Annotated in this window: 14 protein-coding genes and 4 pseudogenes; 12 read left to right on the top strand and 6 right to left on the bottom strand. The window is 58.8% G+C overall.

Annotated features, from left to right (window positions below):
* Positions 1–78: 78 nt before the first annotated feature.
* Positions 79–1,272 carry an AAA family ATPase gene (locus SIL87_RS03170; protein WP_319612771.1) on the bottom strand — a complete coding sequence of 398 codons (1,194 nt, stop codon included), beginning with the start codon at positions 1,270–1,272 and terminating at the stop codon, positions 79–81.
* Between the two features lie 836 nt (positions 1,273–2,108).
* Between SIL87_RS03170 and SIL87_RS03165 the strand changes: the two genes are divergently transcribed.
* Positions 2,109–3,266, top strand: coding sequence for a replication protein RepA (locus SIL87_RS03165; protein ID WP_319612770.1), 1,158 nt, complete (start codon positions 2,109–2,111; stop codon positions 3,264–3,266).
* A 56-nt stretch (positions 3,267–3,322) separates the two neighbouring features.
* Positions 3,323–4,161, top strand: a protein-coding gene (locus tag SIL87_RS03160; RefSeq protein WP_319614527.1) for an IS5 family transposase whose coding sequence is annotated in 2 segments (ribosomal slippage) — positions 3,323–3,695 and positions 3,695–4,161 — 840 coding nt in all. Because the reading frame shifts where the segments join, the coding sequence is not laid out codon by codon here.
* Between the two features lie 239 nt (positions 4,162–4,400).
* Here the strand turns inward: SIL87_RS03160 and SIL87_RS20230 are convergent.
* Positions 4,401–4,561, bottom strand: a pseudogene (locus SIL87_RS20230) (IS1595 family transposase); the annotation flags it as partial.
* 317 nt (positions 4,562–4,878) lie between these two features.
* On the opposite strand from SIL87_RS20230, the gene tnpA reads away from it, so the two are divergent.
* The 8 genes and pseudogenes from tnpA to SIL87_RS03115 all read left to right on the top strand — a co-directional run bounded on the left by tnpA (position 4,879) and on the right by SIL87_RS03115 (position 12,101).
* On the top strand, positions 4,879–5,304 hold the full coding sequence (gene tnpA, locus SIL87_RS03150; protein ID WP_319612738.1) for an IS66-like element accessory protein TnpA: 426 nt from the start codon (positions 4,879–4,881) through the stop codon (positions 5,302–5,304).
* Positions 5,301–5,648, top strand: coding sequence for an IS66 family insertion sequence element accessory protein TnpB (gene tnpB / locus SIL87_RS03145; RefSeq protein WP_319612737.1), 348 nt, complete (start codon positions 5,301–5,303; stop codon positions 5,646–5,648). Before tnpA ends, tnpB begins: the two co-directional genes overlap by 4 nt.
* 83 nt (positions 5,649–5,731) lie before the next feature.
* Positions 5,732–7,249: pseudogene (gene tnpC, locus SIL87_RS03140) on the top strand (IS66 family transposase); the annotation flags it as partial.
* Between the two features lie 149 nt (positions 7,250–7,398).
* Positions 7,399–8,640 carry a site-specific integrase gene (locus SIL87_RS03135; RefSeq protein WP_319612622.1) on the top strand — a complete coding sequence of 414 codons (1,242 nt, stop codon included), beginning with the start codon at positions 7,399–7,401 and terminating at the stop codon, positions 8,638–8,640.
* A 101-nt stretch (positions 8,641–8,741) separates the two neighbouring features.
* Positions 8,742–9,563, top strand: a complete 822-nt coding sequence (locus SIL87_RS03130) for a tyrosine-type recombinase/integrase (RefSeq protein WP_319612735.1) — start codon at positions 8,742–8,744, stop codon at positions 9,561–9,563.
* Entirely contained in the window at positions 9,560–10,561 is a 1,002-nt protein-coding gene (locus SIL87_RS03125) for a tyrosine-type recombinase/integrase (RefSeq protein ID WP_319612624.1), read from the top strand. Before SIL87_RS03130 ends, SIL87_RS03125 begins: the two co-directional genes overlap by 4 nt.
* Positions 10,562–10,674: 113 nt before the next feature.
* Positions 10,675–10,824 (top strand): annotated as a pseudogene (locus SIL87_RS03120) (transposase domain-containing protein); the annotation flags it as partial.
* Between the two features lie 207 nt (positions 10,825–11,031).
* A protein-coding gene (locus SIL87_RS03115) for an IS630 family transposase (protein ID WP_319612768.1) occupies positions 11,032–12,101 on the top strand; the annotation gives its coding sequence in 2 pieces (ribosomal slippage) (positions 11,032–11,524 and positions 11,524–12,101; 1,071 coding nt in all).
* A gap of 53 nt (positions 12,102–12,154) precedes the next feature.
* Here the strand turns inward: SIL87_RS03115 and SIL87_RS03110 are convergent.
* The 3 genes from SIL87_RS03110 to SIL87_RS03100 all read right to left on the bottom strand — a co-directional run bounded on the left by SIL87_RS03110 (position 12,155) and on the right by SIL87_RS03100 (position 17,568).
* Positions 12,155–12,993 (bottom strand): IS5 family transposase gene (locus tag SIL87_RS03110; protein ID WP_319612756.1). Its coding sequence is split into 2 segments (ribosomal slippage): positions 12,155–12,621 and positions 12,621–12,993, totalling 840 coding nucleotides; the frame shifts between segments, so codons are not numbered across the junction.
* A 92-nt stretch (positions 12,994–13,085) separates the two neighbouring features.
* Complete coding sequence (locus SIL87_RS03105; RefSeq protein ID WP_319612767.1) at positions 13,086–17,255, bottom strand: DEAD/DEAH box helicase; 4,170 nt, start codon at positions 17,253–17,255, stop codon at positions 13,086–13,088.
* Between the two features lie 4 nt (positions 17,256–17,259).
* Positions 17,260–17,568, bottom strand: coding sequence for a WGR domain-containing protein (locus SIL87_RS03100; RefSeq protein ID WP_319612766.1), 309 nt, complete (start codon positions 17,566–17,568; stop codon positions 17,260–17,262).
* Positions 17,569–17,704: 136 nt separating this feature from the next.
* On the opposite strand from SIL87_RS03100, the pseudogene SIL87_RS03095 reads away from it, so the two are divergent.
* Positions 17,705–18,317, top strand: a pseudogene (locus SIL87_RS03095) (IS1634 family transposase); the annotation flags it as partial.
* 74 nt (positions 18,318–18,391) lie between these two features.
* Here SIL87_RS03095 and SIL87_RS03090 read toward each other — a convergent pair.
* Positions 18,392–19,573 (bottom strand): IS256 family transposase, encoded by a 1,182-nt coding sequence (locus tag SIL87_RS03090; protein WP_319612316.1) that lies wholly within the window; start codon positions 19,571–19,573, stop codon positions 18,392–18,394.
* Positions 19,574–20,117: 544 nt separating this feature from the next.
* On the opposite strand from SIL87_RS03090, the gene SIL87_RS03085 reads away from it, so the two are divergent.
* Complete coding sequence (locus SIL87_RS03085; RefSeq protein WP_319612764.1) at positions 20,118–21,182, top strand: ABC transporter substrate-binding protein; 1,065 nt, start codon at positions 20,118–20,120, stop codon at positions 21,180–21,182.
* The last annotated feature ends 86 nt before the right edge of the window (positions 21,183–21,268 follow it).

The raw sequence follows: 21,268 nt of genomic DNA, 5'->3' as shown, positions 1-21,268 counted from the left end.
CTCGAAAATAAAAATGTCCTTTATAGATCTACATATTTTCGATCTTGATGCCCACGTTGCCCATGGGCAACTCAATGATCAGAAGCCACTCCCCCTCCCCGACCACGTCTTCAAAATCTCCTGTTCGATTTCATAGTTGACGGCGTTCAGACTCGTGACGCACCGAGTATGAACCTCATGGGACGTTACCGGCCGTTCCAACTCGTATACTGTTTTCATGCGAGAACTGGCATTATCGATCTCCGCACTATTTCTGAGCACTGAGTTTAACATATATCGACCAAATAGCTTGCTCGTCATTCCAAGAATCTCGCGGTGCATGGATTTTCCTTCGTCGGCTTTACTGCCAACGATTTTCACAAAGTTATAGACTGGTCGTTTCCGATAGGCGATCTCCATTTGTTTCATCGTCGAGTTCAGCATATCGAGAAATGAAGCGGTAGACGAAAAGTCGATGATACTGGGAGGCATGGGGACCACAAGGGCGTTGGCCGCCGTCAAAACACCCAGTGAGATCATTCCAAGGGCAGGGGGGGGATCAAGGATGATCACATCGTAATCATCAACAATGGTCTCGACCGCATGAGCGATACTATCGATGACATCGAAGCTCTGGTTTTGCATGATGTAGCCGGCGATCTCGTACTCGAGGTTATAGAGTTTCAGGTTCGCAGGGACTAAATCTAGGTTATGAAAATGCGTTTTTCTCACAAAGGAGCGCAGACCGCCGGGCGGCATATCATGGATATATCCATAGAGAGTATCGCGTTCACCTAAATCGATGTCGGGCACATAACCGAACATCATAGTCGTCGTTGCTTGGCTATCGCAGTCGATCAGGCAGACTCGATAGCCTTGTATGGCGAGATATTGGGCGAGGTGTATTGCCGTGGTGGACTTCCCCACTCCCCCCTTGAAATTTGAAATAGAAATAACTGCCGCAGGATCGTCGGCTCGACGCCATGGACGGGTGCCAAAAACCTCCCGCATGCTGTCCAAATCCTCCAAAGTATACTGAAGGCGCCGACCAGATTCCGTCCGTTCGCGGGCAGGAAGTCGCCCATCTTTCTCTGCTTCTCGAATGGCGGATGCCGTTCGACCAACAAGCTGAGCCGCCTTTGATATTTGGAATAGGGGGCCACTTTTTTTTCCGGTATCTTGATTTAGCGCCGATTCCCGGATTCGGTTCATGACCTTAAGGGAGTTGGTGTAGAGCACACCAATAGCATCTTGATCAAAAAAATCATCGGTGGGGGAGGGGGGAAGGTTCATAGGATCTCTCGTATATATACATTGGTCTGGTACACTGATTGGCAATTTTAAGTCAACGAGACTTCCCTTGGCAATTTTCCCGAAAAAGTAGCAACGGAAGCTCCAATCCGACCGATGATCTCCGAGTAACCAATGACATGGATGTTGGGCGCAATCGCGATTGGGAACTCCGACCGATGAAGTCCGTGTAATAGTAGTGGGGTCGTCCAAAGCCCCATTAAGGAGACGATTCCACTCAGTAGCCACCCTGCGAAATAGCCGGCTGCCGCCTCATCAGCACAGACATGACAACGCTTTAAGCCGTTATAGCCGGGAGTATTTGCGACACTGTTGCAGTACGCGGATGACCCTGAGAAGCAGTGGTGTAGTCGCTCCTTGGGCGCAGAGACGTCGCGACTAGGTAAGAATCGATCAGCTGATCCAGGACCGATGATGTTCGAGTAGGCTGATGTCCGAAAAACCAATCTATGACCCGACCGATGATTCTGGAGTAGCGCCGATGATGTAGGCGTACCAACGATGAAGTCGGTGCGATAAGGAGATGATGAAGGAGTAAGAGACCGATGATGTCCGAGCCTATACCTATAGAACCCTAAAAACTTCCGAATCGAACGTCGATAATGGTCAAAAGCTGGCTGTTTCCATTTATTGATCCTCTCAAACCGGCGTTCAAAACGAAAAATTCTGAGCTCGTACACGGACATCATCGGTAATTTTGGAAGATAATCGCGAAATACGGCACCAAAAGCGCAAAGGCTGTTGATTTTCGTCCGATAAGTTGTTCTTGTGCGAAATCGATGCAGACTCCTACAATCGTCATCAGCGGGACTAAACCTATGGCCAAAAAGCAACACCAGGCAGAATTGCCTTTAGGGCATCAGTACGCATTGGCCCTCTTGAACGAGGGTAGACAATCCGTGCTGAACCTCGCTGAGGGAGAACGGGACGACAGAATCTACAATTCCTTTCTGAAAGTGCAGGACGAGGAACCAGAAAATGCGTTCTTACATTCCGCATTATGCGCAATGTCATTGCCAGCGCGAAGACCGAAAGATGATACGCAACCGATCATCCGCGAGGATGGCAAATATGCTCTGGCAATTAATCCAAAGCCCGTTTTACAGATATTAGACGGCAAATCTGTGATGAGAAGCCTGGGAGTTCCTTTCGGTTCCTATCCACGGATTGTTCTAATCTATATGTTATCGGAAGCTGTAAAAAGACGGTCTAGAGATGTCTACCTTGGTAGAAATTTCACTGAATGGATGCGCCGACTTGGATATCACACAGTATCCTATGGTCCACGTGGGTCCGCAAATCTTCTCAAAGAGCAGGTTGACCGTTTGCTAGCATGTGAATGGCAAATTAGGTGGGATGAAGACCGTAACGGTGAGTCTGCTTTTGCAGTGAAAGAAGTTAAGCTGTCGAATGAGTATTCCGGTTCCCTGAATAGAGACGGTGAGTTCGCCCGTGAAATTAGTCTTTCAGATGTCTTTTTTCGTCACCTAATAGACCACGCGGTGCCTTTAAATGAAGTGGCGATTCGGGAACTGAAGAACCAACCAACAGCGCTCGATCTTTATACGTATCTCGCGTACAGGTTGCCCAGGGTCAACACAACTCGTGGACAAATAATCTCTTGGGACCAATTAGCGAAGCACTTAGGGAACAGCTGTGATGGCCGTCGGTTCCGGCAAACAATACGGGAAACCTTCAATGTCGTATCAGCCGTGTACCCAAACGCCAACGCTGATTTCACTGGCCAGATCGTTAGGCTCTATCAATCACCGGCACCGACGGAACGAAAGCTGGTTGGGCATCATTTACGAGTTGTCAAATCGAATCCCATTCGTCCTATAGTAGAGGGAAACCAGGTCGCCTCCACGCGGCCTGTTCCAACAGCATCAGACCTTAAATCTGATGCCTTAAAGCCGGTAACGATTCATAAAGGTTTTCCTGCCGGTTCCCTTAGTGTCCATCCGGGAACACCTTGAAACTTTGGAGTCACTTGTGATTCCATAGCGGCGGCCCGATTCGCAGGAGCAGCCTGATGTGGACGAACGAGAACCGCGCCCGGTATGATCGCAGCAAGCTGCGCTATCCGAGCGATTTGACGGATGACGAGTGGGCGATCATCGGCCCGCTGATCCCGCCCGCCAAGCGTGGCGGCAACAAGCGTACGGTGAATGAGCGGCAGGTGATCAACGGGCTGATGTTCATCCTGAGTACCGGTTGCCAATGGGCGTCGCTGCCGAAAGATCTGCCTCCACGGAGCACGGTGAACGACTATTTTCGCCGTTGGAACGAGGATGGCACGCTCGATCGCATTCATCATGCGCTGTACGTCAGATGTCGCGAACAGGTTGACCGCGCGGCCAGTCCGACGGCTGCGATCATTGACAGCCAGAGCGTCAAGAGCGCGGAAAAAGGGGGGGTCATATCGATCCGTCAGGGTTCGATGCGGGCAAGAAGATCAACGGCAAGAAGCGCCATGTCCTGGTAGACACGCAAGGCCTGCTGCTTTGCGCCATCGTCCACGCCGCCGACATCCAGGATCGGGACGGCGGCGTGATGCTGATGGGAACGCTGTTCGGTCTGTTTCCCTTTCTGCTCAAGCTTTATGCCGACGGTGGCTATCAAGGGCCGAAATTCCAGGAAGGGCTGGGCCGCGTGTGCGCTCAGATCAATGTCGAGATCGTCAAGCGCTCCGATATCGGAAAGTTCGTCGTTGTGCCCAAGCGCTGGATCGTTGAGCGAACCATCGGCTGGCTCAACCGTTGTCGCCGGTTGGCCAAGGATTGGGAATGCCTCAACCAAAACGGACTTGCATTTCTACGCTGGGCATCCATCCGGCTGATGGTACGAAAACTCTGTAAGGAAACAAAATGATCCCGGATGGACTCTTAGGTATGGGCATCGTGCACAACCGTTCTTGAAAATTGGTTGTGAAAAAGGCGGAGGATGGGATATTGATGAGATGGCCACCGCGTATAGGAATACCTATGGTGAAGCAATGAAATATAGGGCAGACCCTGATGTGCTTAAGTCGTGGGAAGGTTTTGTGCTTAGTTACGTCGCGAAGCGTGGTGGAACTTAGTTTACTACTAAATATATTATTATATCATCATGCGATACCAAAGTAAGGTACGCAACGGCAATTTCGTCGCGGCGCGAAGATCGTTCCCGCGGTCGGCGAAGTCTGCCGACGGCAGCGCGTGCATTGAAACAACCCCCGCGATGTGTGGATGCAGTGCGACGTCCCACCACAGACCGGCCAGGAAAAGCCGTTCGTCCCCATACTGACCCTCCTCATCGCCAGCCCCCATAAAATACCCAAAATCGGGAGCATTTATGTGAGGCAACAGGTCACGCCTCGGGAGCATTGCAGGCGGGGCAATGCGATTCTCATGCTGATTGTCGCGCGGCATTGCACCGCGTTGCGCGCCATCGAAACCTCCAGATCATACCGATATGTTCCCGATACGTACCGCAGGGAAATCGGCGGATTAAGAGTAACCATCCGGTCTGAGCCGCCTGCCGCTACGGGAAGAAGCCGCTCATAATAGCGCTGCTATGAGCTGATTCATATGGGGGGAGCTTTGGCGGATGGAGATCATCACGGGGACTGAGCGGCGACGTCGCTGGCGGGATGAGGACAAGCTTCGGATTGTCGCAGAGGCTGAGGCGCCGGATGCGGTATTTGCTTTGGTGGCACGGCGGCACGATATTTCGCGAGGGCAGTTGTGGAAATGGCGCGGGCAGGTTCGGCGCGGTGAGTTGGCACGGGTGCCGGTAGAGCCGGAGTTCATTCCGGTGCGGATGATGGCGAGTGCGGCGCTGTCGATGCCGCGGGGGTCTGGCAAATCAGCTTCGGTGGATGAGACCGATGCAGATTCTGTGTCGCACAAGCGGGCAGCGCGATCCGAGATGGGGCGGATTGAGATCGTGCTGCCGGACGGCACCTGTGTTCGGGTTGATGACGGGGTTGGGATGGCCGCCTTGCGTCGTGTGATGACGGCGGTGCGGCGATGATCCCGGTTCCAGCCGGCGTACGGATCTGGCTGGCGTCGGGGCACACGGATATGCGTCGCGGGATGAGGGGTCTCGCGTTGCAGGTGCAGCAAGGCCTGGGCCGGGAGCCATTCTGCGGTGACGTTTTCTTCTTCCGGGGACGCAGCGGATCGTTGATCAAGGCGATCTGGCATGACGGTGTCGGGTTATCGCTATTTGCGAAGCGTTTGGACAAGGGCCGTTTTATCTGGCCACAGACGACGGATGGGGCTGTGTCACTTACGGCGGGTCAGGTCGGTTATCTTCTGGAGGCGATCGACTGGAGAAATCCGCAACAAACCTGGCGGCCACAATCTGCCGGGTAAGTGCAAAAAATCAGGGTAAAAACCTGCTGTTTGCTACGGATTTCTGTAGCGAAACCCAAGCGGTTTATGATTCTATCCGATGCATGGATATCGATTCGCTGGCCCTGCCGGACGACATTGCCGCGCTGAAAGAGATCGTTCGAGGAGCGATGTCGCGAGCTGATGCCGCCGAAGCGGATTCAGCCGCAGCGCGCGCCGCGCAGTCCGATACCGCCGCCTATGTCGAGCATCTGAAGCTGCAGATCGAGAAGCTCAAGCGCGCCCTCTACGGCCCCAGGGCGGAACGCACGGCCCGGCTGCTCGACCAGATGGAGCTGAAACTCGAAGAGCTCGAGACCAGTGCCACCGAGGACGAACTACATGCCGAGCAGGAAGCCGCGAAGGCCAAAACCACGACTGTCGCCGGCTTCACCCGCAAGCGCCCGTCGCGCCAGCCCTTCCCCGAGCACCTGCTCCGCGAGCGGGTTGTCCTGCCGGGGCCGACCCAGTGCTTCTGCTGCGGTGGCTCGCGCCTGGCCAAGCTCGGGGAGAGTGTCACCGAGACGTTGGAATCCACCCCGCGAACGTTCAAGGTAATCCAGCATGTGCGGGAGAAATTCACCTGCCGCGATTGTGAGAAGATCAGCCAGGAACCCGCACCCTTCCACACCATTCCGCGCGCCTTCGCCGGTCCCAGCCTGCTCGCGATGATCGCCTACGACAAGTTTGGCCTGCATCAGCCGCTGAACCGCCAATCCGAACGGTTCGGCCTGGAAGGCGTTGCGCTCAGCGTCTCGACCCTGGCCGATCTGATCGGCGCCACCTGTGTCGCGCTTAAGCCGGTGTATGCCTTCATCAAAACCATGGTGTTCACCGGCGGTCGGATCCACGGCGATGACACCACCGTGCCGGTGCTTGCGCAGGGTCAGACCGATATCGCCCGCGTCTGGGTTTATGTGCGCGACGATCGACCGTTTGGCGGATCGGGTCCACCCTGCGCGGTGTTCTATTATTCCCGCGACCGCGCCGGCATTCACCCGCAAAGTCATCTTGCCGAATACAGCGGGATATTCCAGGCGGATGCTTATGGCGGCTACAACAAATTGTACGTGCCGACCCGATCCCCTGGCCCGATCATCGAAGCGGCGTGTTGGGCGCACGGGCGACGAAAATTCTTCGAACTGGCCGACATCGCTCGAAACGCCAAACGCCGCGCGCAAGGCAAGACGCCTGCCTTCGTCGCCCCGATGGCGCTGGCCGCGGTGCAGCGGATCGACGCGCTGTTTGAAATCGAGCGGGGCATCAACGGCCAGTTGCCGGCTGAACGCCTGGCGGCGCGCCAACAGCTCAGCGCCCCGCTGGTCACCGAACTGGAAAGTTGGATGCGTGCCGAGCGGGCCAAACTCTCGCGGCACAACGATGTCGCAAAGGCGATGGACTACATGCTGAACCGTTGGTCGGCGTTCACGCGGTTCCTGACCGACGGGCGGATCTGCCTGACCAACAACGCGGCCGAACGCGCCCTGCGGACCCTGGCTCTGGGCAGAAAATCATGGTTATTCGCCGGTTCCGACCGGGGTGGGGAAAGGGCCGCCATGATGTACACCCTGATCACGACGGCATTATGCCGCGCCCGGCATAATGCCGTTTATGCCGTCCGCCGAACTATGCCGAATGGTTTTATTTTTGCCCTAAATGGCGATGACCTGGACTTGATGGGTTCGGCATAGTTTGTCCCCTGCCTCCGCTTTCAACAGCGGAGAATAGGAACATGAATTGTGAAGAGTATTTGCTTAGAAGCCGGCTGTACCAGCGTCTCAAGGGCGGGCAGCACGGCCAGCTTGTCGAGCGCTACGCAGCACGTATTGTGAGAGACGGGCTCGTTCGACACGGCGTCTGGCGATCTTTCAATGTGGTCGGGGGGCTGTTGAGTTGGATCGCAAGCCGTCGCAGCACGGTGGCGGATCTCGATGAACGAGTGACCGAAAAATATCTCCGGCATCGGGCTCGGAAGCAGTCTATCCAGCCTGGCGACCGATCCGCGCTGAAGCGATGGCTATCGGTATTGCGCGAGGAAGGTGCGATCGCGCCAGCGGTGATGCCGCCTGCCACCTCGCGAGATCGGATTTTTAGTGAATTCGCTGCCTATCTGAGGACAGAGCGCGGCCTGACCCCGAAGTCCATCGTTCGTCATCTCCCGCCTATCCGCAGGTTCCTGCACGAGGTGTGCCCCGCCGGCGACGCCGACCTAGGCAAGATCAGTCAGGTGGAAGTGATCCGCTATATCGAGCGCCACGCCCAGGATTGGAGCCCTGCAACTGGGAAGGGGATGTGCTCGTCGCTGCGAGTCTTCCTTCGTTACCTCCACCATCAAGGGCTGAACCCTCGCGCGTTGGCCCATTGTGTGCCGTCCATGCGACGATGGAAATTCGCGGCACTGCCCACTTTTCTGACCGCCACCCAAGTTCAGAGGGCGCTTGACGGTTGCGACCGGGCAACCCCTATGGGACGGCGAGACTACGCCATTCTGATGATGCTGGCTAAGCTCGGCCTCCGCGCCGGCGAGGTAGCGACCCTCACCTTGGATGATATCGACTGGCGTACCGGCGAGATTCTCGTTCGTGCCAAGGGCCGACAGCGCGCACGAATGCCGATCTTGCCGGATGTTGGCGCGGCCATCGTTGCATATCTACGCGATGGCCGTCCACAGGCCTCGTGTCGGCAATTGTTTATTCGCACGCTCGCGCCTCATCTCGGCTTTGCTTCTGGGTGTGCGATCACGATGATCGCCAAAATGGCTCTTGATCGCGTCGGAATTGAGGGCTGCGCACACCGCGGTGCCCATATCTTCCGGCACAGCCTCGCCACCGAACTGCTTCGGTCCGGCGCAACCTTGTCCCAGATTGGTCAGCTGCTGCGGCACGAGAGCCACGACACCACCCGGATATACGCGAAGGTCGATATCGAAACGCTGCGGACATTGAGTCGGCCCTGGCCGGGAGGCGCGCAATGATCGACCTAAGATCCGCTCTCGAGAAATATCTAAGTATGCGCAAGGGACTTGGATATAAGTACGAGCAACAAACCCGGCGGCTCCGCGACTTTGTCGCATTCATGGAGAAGCGCAAGGCTAAAACCATCACTACCAAGCTCGCGATGGAATGGGCGACACTGCCGCCTGATCGGCATGCGTATTGGGCTTTGCGGTTGAGCGACGTGCGCGGGTTCGCGCGCCATGTCTCCAACTTCGATCCGACAACGGAGGTACCCCCAGCCGGCGTCCTGCCGGGATGGAAGCGTGCGAAGCCTCATATCTACAGCGACGCGCAAATCGATGATCTGCTGGCGGCGGCTCTGGCTTTGCCGCCAGAGAGGGGCCTGCGGCGATGGACCTACCATACACTGTTCGGCCTGATCGCGGTCACCGGTATGCGTCTCTCTGAGGCGATGGGGATTGAGCGTGACGATGTCGACCTCGACAAGGGGGTGCTGACGGTCCGGCTGACCAAGTTCGGCAAATCACGACTCTTGCCATTGCATCCAACGACCAGCGCCGCGCTGCGCAGCTACGCCAACCGGCGCGATGCGCATCTCGGCCCGCGCTGCGGTTCGACCTTCTTCGTCGCCGAACAGGGTGGCCGCCTGCTGCACCAGTACGTCCATCGCGTCTTCTGGCGCCTGTCCCATGAGATCGGGCTGCGGCGCCCTGGCGATCGTACCGGGCCACGCGTGCATGACTTCCGGCACCGCTTTGCTATCCGGACGCTGCTCGATTGGCATCGCGAAGGCAAGAACGTCGAACAGAAACTTCCGGCACTCTCCACCTACCTCGGCCACACCTGTGTACGCGATACATACTGGTATCTCTCGGCCTGCCCTGAGTTGATGGAAGAAGCGGCGCGGTGCCTCGATCGGCGATGGGAGGCGACGCCATGAAGCCCCCCTGCAATATCGCCACGTTGATCGAGCGCTACTTCACCGAGTGGCTCATACGCCAGCGTAACGTCAGCTCCAACACGATCGCATCCTACCGGGATACGTTCCGGCTACTGTTCAGGTTCGCACAAATGCGGCTCCATAAGCCCCCTTCGGATTTGGCACTCAGCGACCTAGATGCACCGTTTATCGGTGGATTCTTAATCGATCTTGAGATGAAGCGCGGTGCCAGCCCCAAGACTCGCAACCTGCGCCTTACAGCCATCAGGGCCTTCTTCCGATTCGTATCGTTCGAGGAGCCGGCACACAGCGCGCTGATCCAGCGCGTGCTCGCGATACCGAGCAAGCGCCACGATAAGCGACAGGTGCACTTCCTGACACGTCCCGAGATTGAGGCCATTCTCGCCGCGACCGATCGGACGACGTGGCTCGGCCGCCGCGATCACACCTTGCTGCTTCTAGCAGTCCAGACGGGCTTGCGCCTCTCCGAGTTGATCAGTCTCGACAGGGAGGCAGTCCACCTCGGCGCCGGCGCTCATGTCCGGTGCGTCGGCAAGGGGCGGAAGGAGCGAGCCACGCCGCTATCCACCATTGCTCGAGGTGCGCTCCAGGCATGGCTGAAGGAGCCTGCCCGGAAAGGAGGAACTGTTCTGTTCCCCAACATGCACGGTGGGCGACTCAGTGCCGACAGCGTCCAGTCGCTACTGGCGAAGTATGTGAAGGTCGCCACCGAAAATTGTGCGTCGTTAAAGTCGAAGCGGGTGTCGCCCCACGTGTTGAGGCACAGCGCGGCCATGGAGTTGCTGCAGGCGGGCGTCGACTGCTCCGTGATCGCGCTTTGGCTCGGTCATGAATCGATCGAGACGACACAGACCTATCTGCATGCACATATCGCCCTCAAGGAGGCCGCATTGGCAAAGCTCACGCCATACCAGAGCGGAAAGAAAACGCGCTTCCGCCCCGACGACCGATTACTCGCCTTCTTGGAAGCGCTCTGACTGGCTAAACTATGCCGAATGAAACGGAATCAACTGCCACGGAAGAACCGAGAGAAACTCGACAACCGTGCATTTTTCGGAAACCATTCGGCATAGTTCGGCGGACGGCATAAACGGCAAAAATGAACGATGTCGATCCGCAGGCCTGGCTCGCCGACATCCTCGCGCGCATCGCCGGCCATCCGGTCCACCGGATCGAGGAACTGATGCCTTGGAACTGGATCGATCCGCAAAACCACAACCCAGTCGCACAGGTCGCCTGATCACCCCACTACAGCGATCCGTGAACGCCGAGCGGCTATCAGGACGCGGTCTTCGCCGGATGGATACGATTAAGATGGGTAAGCAGGTAGTTGTTTGCAGAAGAACATTCGCCGAATAATACCAACCTGAGGTTCCGTTGACTCGAATGTGAGTTGGTGCGGCTCGGGCGGGTATGATTCGCTGGACTTCCCTGGAGGAGGTTTGCGATGACGGTAGCGATAACGCGTTTGGACTTGTCGCCTATGGCGCTGCGCGAGCGGGCGGCTCGCGCGACGGATTCGAAGATTTCGAGGCGGCTGCTGGCGATTGCTCTTGTTCTCGAAGGCTGGTCTCGGCGCGATGCGGCCGAGGCCTGTGCCATGGACCGGCAGACGCTGCGCGACTGGGTGCACCGTTACAATGGATTGGGACCTGAAGGACTGGGCGATGCGCCGCGCCGCAACGGCCCGCCACCCCAATTGTCGGCTTCGCAGCAGGCGCAGATCGCGGCATGGGTCAGGCAGGGCCCGGACCCGGAGCGTGACGGCGTGGTACGGTGGCGCTGTGTCGACCTGCAGCGACGGATCGAGACCGAGTTTGCGGTTACCCTGCACGAGACGTCGATCAGCCGACTGTTGCGGCGGCTCAAGTTCACGCGAGTCCAGCCGCGTCCGTATCATCCGAAGAAGGACGCTGCGGCACAGGACATTTTTAAAAAGACTTCGCTGGCCTGGTAGCGGCGGCGATCCCGGCCACGGCGGCGCGTAAGCCGATCGAGGTGTGGTTCGCCGATGAAGCCCGTGTCGGTCAGAAGGGAACCCTGACCTATGTCTGGGCAGAGCGGGGTTCCCGACCACTGGCTGTGCGCGACAACCGCCATGACTCCGCCTATCTGTTTGGTGCCGTCTGCCCAGAACGCTGTATTGGTGCCGCCATCATCATGCCGGCGGTCAATAGCGAGGCGATGGCCGAACATCTTCGGGAAATCAGCACGCAGGTCGCGCCTGGCGCGCACGCCGTGCTGGTGCTCGATGGCGCCGGCTGGCATCAAGCCGGCGAACGGTTGCCGGTGCCCGACAACATCAGCCTGCTATCGCTGCCGCCCTATTCGCCAGAGCTCAACCCCGTCGAAAACATCTGGCAATTTCTGCGCGGCAACTTCCTGAGCCATCAGGTCTGGAACAGCTACGACGAAATCCTTGCCGCCTGCCGAAACGCCTGGAACAAGTTCATGCAGATGCCAGAACAAATCGCTTCGATCACCCAACGAGACTGGATCAAAGCGGTCATTGGATAGGCAGGTTGGTATAAGAGCCCAGATGCACTACCCGCTTGAGAGTCCATCCGGGATCATTTTGTTTCCTTACAGAGTTTTCGTACCATCAGCCGGATGGATGCCCAGCGTAGAAATGCAAGTCCGTTTTGGTTGAGGCATTCCCAATCCTTGGCCAACCGGCGACAACGGTTGAGCCAGCCGATGGTTCGCTCAACGATCCAGCGCTTGGGCACAACGACGAACTTTCCGATATCGGAGCGCTTGACGATCTCGACATTGATCTGAGCGCACACGCGGCCCAGCCCTTCCTGGAATTTCGGCCCTTGATAGCCACCGTCGGCATAAAGCTTGAGCAGAAAGGGAAATAGACCGAACAGCGTTCCCATCAGCATCACGCCGCCGTCCCGATCCTGGATGTCGGCGGCGTGGACGATGGCGCAAAGCAGCAGGCCTTGCGTGTCTACCAGGACATGGCGCTTCTTGCCGTTGATCTTCTTGCCCGCATCGAACCCCGACGGATCGATATGACCCCCCCTTTTTCCACGCTCTTGACGCTCTGGCTGTCAATGATCGCAGCCGTCGGACTGGCCGCGCGGTCAACCTGTTCGCGACATCTGACGTACAGCGCATGATGAATGCGATCGAGCGTGCCATCCTCGTTCCAACGGCGAAAATAGTCGTTCACCGTGCTCCGTGGAGGCAGATCTTTCGGCAGCGACGCCCATTGGCAACCGGTACTCAGGATGAACATCAGCCCGTTGATCACCTGCCGCTCATTCACCGTACGCTTGTTGCCGCCACGCTTGGCGGGCGGGATCAGCGGGCCGATGATCGCCCACTCGTCATCCGTCAAATCGCTCGGATAGCGCAGCTTGCTGCGATCATACCGGGCGCGGTTCTCGTTCGTCCACATCAGGCTGCTCCTGCGAATCGGGCCGCCGCTATGGAATCACAAGTGACTCCAAAGATTCAAGGTGTTCCCGGATGGACACTGAGAAATGGGGACTAGTTCCGTATCAGATCAATCAATTCATCCTCGGTCAGACGGGCGGCGACTTCGCCACCTTCCAGCAATTCGGAGGCGAGATCGCGCTTGTCCCGATGCAGGGCGAGAATGCGTTCTTCGATGCTGTTTTCCATGATCAGGCGATATATCGTGACTGGCCGCTCCTGACCGAGGCGATGGACCCGGTCTGAGGCCTGATCCTCGACCGCCGGGTTCCACCAGGGGTCGAGATGCACCACATAATCGGCCGCTGTCAGGTTCAACCCGGTACCGCCAGCGCGCAGACTGATCAGGAACAAATCCGAATGCCCCGCCTGGAACAGAGCGACCCGCCGTTCCCGAGCCGATGCCGGCGTAATACCATCGAGATATTCATAGCTTATGCCACGTTGATCGAGCGCGGCGCGGATCAGACCGAGATGGCCAACGAACTGGCTGAACACCAGGGCCCGGTGCCGGTTGCGGATCAACTCCTCGACCAGACCCAGAAACGTCTCGAGCTTGCTGCTCGGCACCGAAGCGCTCGCATCGATCAGCGCGGGGTTGCAGCATGCCCGCCGCAGTCGCGTGATCTCGGCGAGAATATGGATCTTACGTTTGCCCGGTTGTGTGTCTAATGCAGCCAAGCTGTCGAGCGCCTGTCGGCGTAACGCCTCGTAGAAGAGGCGCTCGGCCTCGTTCATTTCCACCACGACGGTCTGTTCGGTTCGTGGCGGCAGTTCGCTCAGCACCGCGGCCTTGGTCCGGCGCAGCAGGAACGGTCGGATCAGCGTCCGTAACGCCTGGCGCGCCGGAAGATCACGATCCCGCTCGATCGGGACAGCGAATCGTTTCTGGAACCCCTCTCGTGATCCGAGCAGGCCAGGGTTGAGGAAGTTGAACAGGCTCCACAATTCATCGAGATAGTTCTCGACCGGCGTCCCGGTCAGCACCACACGGAAGTCCGCGTGCAGCGACAGGCTCGCCTGCGCGCGTTTGGTATCGGCATTCTTGATCGCCTGGGCCTCGTCCAGAACGACCATCGACCATTTTACGCCGGCAAGCAGTTCGCTCTCTTGATGCAGCAACCCATAGCTGCAGATCAGAATATCGTTTGGCCCAAGCGCCGCGATCAGCGTCGCGCGAGCACCGCTGGCCGATAACCGATGTACCGCAAGCGTCGGGGCAAACCGCCGCAGTTCCGCGCCCCAATTTGGGCAGACCGAGGTCGGCGCCACGACCAGACAGGGGCCCGACTGCGCCTGTTCGAGCAGCACGGCGATCGTCTGGACGGTCTTGCCGAGTCCCATGTCGTCAGCGAGGCAGGCACCGGCTCCCCAGCGGGCGAGACGTGAGAGCCAGACGAAACCGTCCATCTGGTAATCGCGGAGCTCTGCCTGCAGATGAGCGGGCAGGGCAGGGGTCCAGTTCTCGGCTGAGGTAATCCGCTGGATCTGACGCTTCCACGCGGCGTCGGCGATGATAGTACCCCCCTCGGCCAACGCCGCATCGAGCGCGGCGGCACCCAGTGCATGGACCCGTCGCCCGGACCGATGCGTTTCGGAAACCGCAGTCAATCTCTCCAACTGGCTCTGCAACTGGTGTGTGAGGGCGACGAAGCCACCATCTTCCAGCTTGACGAACCGCCCCTGCGTGCGGCTCAGCCGGTCGAGGAGGAATTGCATCTCCACGACGCGATCCTCATCGAGGGCAATGGACCCGTCGACATTGAACCAATCACGATCACGGCTGATCTTCACCTTCATCCGATCGGAGGAGGCGGCGTGAACACGGATCCGCTGACCCTCAGGCCATTCGACCGCAACTGTCCCTGTATATGCCTGCAGTTCGAGGAGGCATTCAAGGCTACCCTCCGGATCATCGAGCACCCATTCATGAGCCTCCGCACCACGACGGTCACGCAAGGTCGGGCAGGCGGTGATCAGCGCTTTACGCTCGGCGATCTCGACTTCGAGGTCACGACTGACACGGATTTGTTGGCCAGCGATCGTGGTCAACACCGACCGCCCGCCGAGTCCGGCGACGTAGGCCGGTCCGTCGGCACCGAACGGTCGCACCATGATATTGAGCCTTATCCCGTCACCCTGCGGAATGATCTGGACGACTGGGGTCGCGATGCCCGGCCGCGCTTCCTGCTCGATCTCATCGATCTCGGCGCGGATCGGCAGGGTCGGGTTGGTGCTGCGGATCAGAGCGATCACCTGATCCCGTGCCTTGATCGGAACCGTCAGGCCGCGCCGGCCCAGAATATCCTGGATTGGCAGCATACGTCTCGGAAACTCGATCACCCGGTAGCGGGTCGGCGTTTCCGCTTCGAGGAACACGGCAGGTTCATCGGCGGTATGAGACAGCGCGAGATGGAAATCCCTGCCTTTCTTGGTGATGACCAGCTCCAGCGGATAGGCGACCAGTTCGATCGAACGGGACCGGTGCCGCGCGTCGAATACGACCGGATGTCCGACCAGCGCTGGCAGCACACGGACCGTATCGAAATAATAGACCTCGCTATCGCCCCATCCGGCAGCCTCGCGACGCAGGCCGACCAGACCGGCACGATCTTCAGGCGTCAGGTAACTCAAGCGAGGATCATGCTCATGCAACCGCTTCAGGGCAATCGGCCTGCCATCCGACCAGCTGGCACCCTTCGCTGTTTGCTCGACGACGTCGATCACCTTACTCTCGGGATCGACGAACCATGCGAGACGCTTGCCCGGCGTACCCCGTGCTGCCGAGGGATCGGGCTGCGGGGCTCGTGCACCCAACAACGCCCCCAGATTATCGAGGGCGCGCTGCCAAGGTTCCTGGAGGCGAATGATCTGCGTGAACCGAAGGGTGACTGCGGCGCCGATTTCCTCAAGCCGGGCGCGATAGGGGGCAGGGTTCAGCGCGATCTCTGACAGGATCTCGGCATGAACCTGCGCTAAGAGAGGGGAGCGATCGTTCAGGCGACTGAATTCGGTCGCCAAGACCTCGCGATGCTTGCGAGAGATCCCGGGATCAACCGCATATTCAGCGAGGGCCCGCATCGCGAGATCGAACGGCGGCCAGGGGACGTCGCGACGGAGTGTTTTGACGACCCCGGCTGCCTTGGCGTCGAATCCCTGACTGAGCCAGAGCAGCGCCTGCACGCTCAGATAGGCGCCGATATGTCCCGCCGGCGTGGACAGAAGGCCTTCGAGATAAGTACCTGCCTCATGATGCACGGTCGCGTCGTTGGCTTCAAGCAGGCTGAGTAAAAACAACAGTCCGTGAAAATCATCGAGAAAGACTTTCCGCCGGCCGCGATCCTTGCGCAGGCGCTTCAGCGCGGCGCGGTAACCTTGGCGCGTCTTATCAGCCTGACCGGTCAGAAATTGGACCGCCGCAGCAGTGCACATCGCCTCAACGGTCGTGGCGTCGGGCGCTGCCGCCAGACGAGTCCGGGCCTCATCGACCCGTCCGGCCAGCAGATCGTCGTCGAGTAAAACGGGGGCGAGAGTTGCAAACGCCGCCTCACTCTGGACGGATCTGAAATAAGTCCGCAGCGTATCCAGATCGGGCATTGGATCATGCATCTCCGACTCCGCGTCCAGCTTGGCCTTGAACAAGCCAATCTGGATCAACGGCTGGCGGTTCCGCAGCCAGTCGACCCCGATCGGCGTGGCTGAGAAGAGTGTCGCCAGCACTCTGGTCGAGCTATGGGGAACGCAATGCTTGTCGTGGAAGGCGCATAGCGCGGCAAATTGTTCCCCATCGTTCCGGTAGATCGCGTGTCGCACCATGCGGATGAGTGCGGTGTAATCCCCCTGATAGCGACCGGCTGACCCGAGCATCCGTGCGTAAGTAGTGGGATAGGCCGCATCGACGATGGCGAGGATATCGTCGGCCTCGGGCGAAGCCAGCGCGTCGACTGCGACAGGATGAAGCAGCGTCGCCCTGCAACCCTCCCGCGCCGTGATCAGGCCTTTGCGCCTCAGGCCATCGAAGGCAAGACGGACCGCATTATAGGACCAGGGCTTTCCTTTCGGACCCGGCAGATCGCTTCCCGCAAGATGACCGGCCAGACGATATTGATCGGATGACGGCGCACCGAGCGCTTCGATCCGCAGCACCGTTTTTAGATCGGGTGGGCAATCGAGATAGGTTTGCCATAGATCTGATGTCCCAGGGAGCTTCGCGTTTTCGTTCATGCTGTTACCCGTCTATCGGCATGAACATGCCGACGAAAGGGGCGACAACCGGACTGGCTTCGACGACCCGGTAGGCCGCACCGCGCCGCATCGTGCCACTCGCGCGCCGACGGAGCTTCACACGCAGAAATCGCGCAGCCTCCGCGTCGTTCTCGAAATCCCAGCGGAGCGTTCGGCCGGTTGTCCCGATCCGTCCGTATGTGATCCTGGCATTAAGCAGGCCAAACAGATCACGATCGATCTCGATCCGCCAACTACGGAACCTGTTCAATTCCGGCGCACGGGCGCGGAGTTCGAGGATCACGCCATCCATGGCTGGGCTCTGCTTCATGACGAGACGAGTCTAGGACATGGCGAATCGTAAGGGAATCCCGGATCATTGGAGGTGGCGTGGGCTCGACCGTCATGACCTACCTGCTTGCCTCCGATTGCTATCCCGCTGGGAAGAGGGCCTTCCCTACGGACGGAAAAACCTGGCCGATATCCAGCGACGCATCGGAAGATTGATAAAGAAGAGCAACGGCATCGGCCAACACTATGAGATCATCGTGACTCCCGATGAGACCGGAACCAAGGCCGCGTCGATCACCTGGGTCAAGGTTCCACTCGAGGGTTCAATGCTGACACATCCCGGGGTCTATTGTCTGCGCAGCAATGAAACCACCTGGGACGCCGCCGCCTTGTGGCACACCTACACCATGTTGACCGATCTGGAGGCGGTGTTCCGCGGTCTCAAATCGGAACTCGGCCTCCGACCGGTGTTCCATCACAAAGCGGACCGCACCGAAGGACATCTGTTCATCACCGTGCTGGCCTATCAACTGGTCCAGGCAATCCGGCATAAACTAAAAGCGGCAGGGGAGCCCCTGTCATGGACCCGATTGCGCGAAATCATCTCGGTGCAGCAACGGATCACCGCAACCTTGCAGCAGCACGACGGGCGCACCCTGCATGTCAGCAAGGCCACAGTCGCCGAACCAGCCTTGCGCCGGATTTATGGTGCGCTGGCAAGCGCTGGCGCTCAATGCCGCACCAGGAGGGATCCAGAAACTCACCGTCTGACCCCCTTTGAATACGTTTGTAGTGCCACTCGGAGATTGAGCAACCTGATGTCTGGAAAATAGGGCGAGCGGGGGTCAGGCATCCTGGTAGTCCCACTTGATGTAGCCCTTGGTGTCGGCGGCCCATTTTTCATCGATTTCGACGAGGACGGCGCTGACGAGGCGTTCGAGGGAGGCTTCGTTGGGGAAGACCCTGATTTTGGTGGTGCGGCGTTTGAGTTCCTGCTGGATGCCGCGTTCCATGGGGTTGGAAGTGCGAAGCCGGCGCTGGTGGGGTTCTGGCAGTGTGAAGACGGTGAGGCCTTCGGGGATATTTCGTTCGAGCCAATCGGCGAGCTTTGGTGCGGTGTCGCGATAGGCATTGACGAGGGTTGTGAGAGCGATCTGGGCAGCGGCGAGGGAATTTGCGTTCCAGACGGTCCGGAGTTCTGCGCCGATGCGTTTGCGGATGGCGTGGTTGGGGGCGTGGTGGATGGCGTTTTGGGCGAGGTGGAACTGGCATCGTTGCCAGTGTGCGGCGCCGAAGACGGCGCGGCGTGCGGCGTGCAATCCGGCATGGTCATCGGAGACGATGAATTCGACGCCTCGCAGGCCACGCTGATGGAGGCTTTCGAGGAAGGCACGCCAATGGACTTCGGCCTCGGAAAGGGCGACCGAGACGCCGAGGACACGGCGGCGTTCATCGGGTCCGATGCCGATGGCCGAGAGCACGGCGGCATCGCGGACGACGCCATTATCGCGCATTTTTTCATATCTGGCGTCGAGGATGAGGTAGCGGATCTCGGCGAGGGGTCGGGTGCGCCAGGCGGCGAGTTCGTCATCGAGCAGCTTGCTGGCGCGGCTGACCTGAGCGGAGGAGAGGCTTTCGATGCCGAATTCGCGCATGACGGCCTCGACGTCGCGGGTGGAGACGCCTTTGATGTACATTTCGGCGACGGCGACCATGACGGCGCGGACCGAGCGTCGGCCGCGTTCGAGGGACTGTGGGTAGAAGGGTTCGCCCACGTGACCGGCGGTTTTGGGGACATCGACGGTGATCGACCCGGCCGGGGTATCGATCCGCTTGGGCTTGTAGCCATTGGCGTAACCCTGACGATCGGGGTTGCGCTCGTAGTGACTGGCGTGGAGGAAGCGTTCGCGCTCGATCTGCATGGCGAGTTCGAAGGTCCTGGCAAATACCGTGGCGATATCGCCTGCGCCGTTTTCGATCAGATGTTCCAAAAGTGCCTCGATAATCGTATCCTTTTTGGCGTCCATTCATCGGTCTCCATGTTGGTGTGAACAACTGCATGGAATACCAGAATGAACAGCCCTTGCCGGGGCATGCCCCGGCAAGGGCACCAACTCCCAACCCAAAATGAATTTCCAGACGTCAGGTTACACCACCCACTCGGACTTTTTTATGAGTGTAATATATCGATATTATGTGGTCTATTTTAGGTGTTGCTCAATATGGATTAAGAATAGCACCATCCCGATCCTGCTCGGCCGCTGATTTCACCCGCGCCCGACGCGCGATTACAGGCGCGATCCACCCCCAGAATTCAATTGCCTTCGCGCCGTGCGCCCCGGTCCCATCAACGTGACGTGACCGCTGCGCGCCCGAGGGGAGGGGCAATTGACGGCGGCATCGGCACACACTAGATTTATTTCAGAACGAAGTTTCGTAATATGGAACAAAAAGGGGATTCAATCGGTCGGTCGCGTCGCAACGCGACCAAAGCGGCTCCGCCACGTCCCGGGCGCCGCCAATCAATCACCAACAACGTCCTCGATGAGGATAGAAATCGGAGGGAACCAGATGACCAGCAACAATCCACGCCAGCGCCGCAGCAGCCCGCGCCACCTTGCACCGATCGGTGCGCTGATGGGCATCGCCGCCCTGTGCGCCATGCCGGCCGCCCATGCTGCACCCGATCACGCGGCCCAGATGATCCGCTCGCGCTCCAAGGCGGTCTGCGTCAATCCGCACCCCGACCACACGAAACTCTCCAGCATGGTCGTCGGCTTTTCCCAGTCGCAGGGCAATGAAAACCCGTTCCGCGCCGAAGAGACCAAGTCTCTGAAGGACGCCGCCCACTCGTTCCATGCCAAGCGCTACATCTATACCAACGCCCACAGCAACGAAGCCAAGCAGGTCGCCGATATCGAAAGCATGATCAACCAGGGTGCCCAGGCGCTGGTGATCGCCCCGCTGAACTCCACCGGTCTGCAACCCGCCTTCGCCCAGGCGGTCGCGAAACACATCCCGATCATCACGATCGACCGCCATACCGCCGGCACCCACTGCACCGATTATCTCACCTTCATGGGCTCGAATTTCTACAAGCAGGGCGAAATCGACGGCAAGCAGCTCGCCAAGGCAACCGGCGGCCACGCGGTGATCGCGGAAATCCAGGGTGCCTACGGCAACTCGGTCGAAACCGAGCGCACCAAAGGCTTCGCCGCCGCGATCAAACCCTATCTCGGCATGAAAGTCATCGCAGCCCAGACCGGCAACTGGTCGACCACCGATGCCCAGAAGGTCATGAGTCAGATCCTGCTCGCTCACCCGAATGTGAATGCGGTCTATACCCAGAGCGATACCATGGCCTACGGTGCCGTCACCGCCCTGCGCGACGCCGGCAAAAAACCGGGCGAGGTCAAGATCGTCACGATCGACGGCACCAAACAGGGCGTGCAGGACATCGTCAGCGGCTGGATCTACGCCGATGACGAAACCAACCCCCGTTTCGGACCCATCGCCCTGCACGAGCTGCAGAACTGGTTCGACGGCAAACCCGTGCCGCAGCACATCGTCATCAAGGACCATCTCTACACCCAGGCCAACGCCAAATCAGCCCTCGCCAGCGGTGTGCCCTACTGAAGCAAAGCCCGCCCGCGGCGTTCCAAGCGCCTTGGGCGGGGCAAAACACGCATAAAGTCGAATATAATATATAATTGACAGCGCTT

Source organism: Acidiphilium acidophilum (assembly GCF_033842475.1).
In the GTDB taxonomy this organism is placed as follows: domain Bacteria; phylum Pseudomonadota; class Alphaproteobacteria; order Acetobacterales; family Acetobacteraceae; genus Acidiphilium; species Acidiphilium acidophilum.
Note: the sequence above shows the minus strand (reverse complement) of the source record. Positions and strands in the feature narration are given on the sequence as shown.

What these genes read in the sequence shown, in the direction of transcription:
- SIL87_RS03170 (WP_319612771.1), bottom strand. Translation starts at nt 1,272, where the DNA reads ATGAACCTTCCCCCCTCCCCCACCGATGATTTTTTTGATCAAGATGCT.
- SIL87_RS03165 (WP_319612770.1), top strand. Translation starts at nt 2,109, where the DNA reads ATGGCCAAAAAGCAACACCAGGCAGAATTGCCTTTAGGGCATCAGTAC.
- tnpA (WP_319612738.1), top strand. Translation starts at nt 4,879, where the DNA reads ATGGAGATCATCACGGGGACTGAGCGGCGACGTCGCTGGCGGGATGAG.
- tnpB (WP_319612737.1), top strand. Translation starts at nt 5,301, where the DNA reads ATGATCCCGGTTCCAGCCGGCGTACGGATCTGGCTGGCGTCGGGGCAC.
- SIL87_RS03135 (WP_319612622.1), top strand. Translation starts at nt 7,399, where the DNA reads ATGAATTGTGAAGAGTATTTGCTTAGAAGCCGGCTGTACCAGCGTCTC.
- SIL87_RS03130 (WP_319612735.1), top strand. Translation starts at nt 8,742, where the DNA reads ATGGAGAAGCGCAAGGCTAAAACCATCACTACCAAGCTCGCGATGGAA.
- SIL87_RS03125 (WP_319612624.1), top strand. Translation starts at nt 9,560, where the DNA reads ATGAAGCCCCCCTGCAATATCGCCACGTTGATCGAGCGCTACTTCACC.
- SIL87_RS03105 (WP_319612767.1), bottom strand. Translation starts at nt 17,255, where the DNA reads ATGAACGAAAACGCGAAGCTCCCTGGGACATCAGATCTATGGCAAACC.
- SIL87_RS03100 (WP_319612766.1), bottom strand. Translation starts at nt 17,568, where the DNA reads ATGGATGGCGTGATCCTCGAACTCCGCGCCCGTGCGCCGGAATTGAAC.
- SIL87_RS03090 (WP_319612316.1), bottom strand. Translation starts at nt 19,573, where the DNA reads ATGGACGCCAAAAAGGATACGATTATCGAGGCACTTTTGGAACATCTG.
- SIL87_RS03085 (WP_319612764.1), top strand. Translation starts at nt 20,118, where the DNA reads ATGACCAGCAACAATCCACGCCAGCGCCGCAGCAGCCCGCGCCACCTT.